Source organism: Bartonella sp. LB28NMGDW (genome assembly GCF_042194435.1).
Lineage (GTDB): Bacteria > Pseudomonadota > Alphaproteobacteria > Rhizobiales > Rhizobiaceae > Bartonella > Bartonella grahamii.
On record NZ_JBHIMX010000154.1, the window covers coordinates 1 to 614 of the forward strand.

Annotated in this window: 1 pseudogene; it reads right to left on the reverse strand. The window is 48.0% G+C overall.

The window, feature by feature from the left end:
* Positions 1-614 (reverse strand): annotated as a pseudogene (locus ACFIKG_RS09765) (hypothetical protein); the annotation flags it as partial.

Genomic DNA, 614 nt, shown 5'->3' on the forward strand with positions numbered 1-614 from the left:
CAACAACCTCTCGCCCTTTTTTTCAGCCGCATCCAATAAGCGTCCAATTTCTCTAGAGCTTTTTTTATGCATGGAGGTCAACCACCATTCTTGTTTGCTTGCTACCCATTTGACCGCAAAGCGCCACCATGCCCCACCACTTTCACCAAAAAACATAACACCCTGCGTATCTTTGCGTCTGATAACGCCATGGGGGCGGATGAGTGTTTGAATGGCGCCTCGAAAATCCTCCAAGCGAAGAGACCGCGCTTGATGCTCTAACAAAATATGTTTCACACTGTCTGCGGATAAGCGAATAAGAGAATTTTCCGCTGCAAAAACATCACTCACCTTTTGGATCATTGGGGCAATGGGAATAAATCCACGCGGCATATGTCCTTCAAACATGGCTTCCAAAAGTGGTGAACCCCCAATATCTTCAATGGCAATGCGCTTTCGATTGTCCCCCATGGTGGAAATTTTATCACTCAAAAAATTGCTTAAATTTTGCGCCCGATGTTTCCCAGGGTTCAAATGCCAACCAGGATCAATCCCCTTTGGTATCTTTTCAACGCGCCCCGTCCGCTTATTGCGCCAAACCCGCGTCTCCACATGGGGTGGCGCTGCCCCCTCTT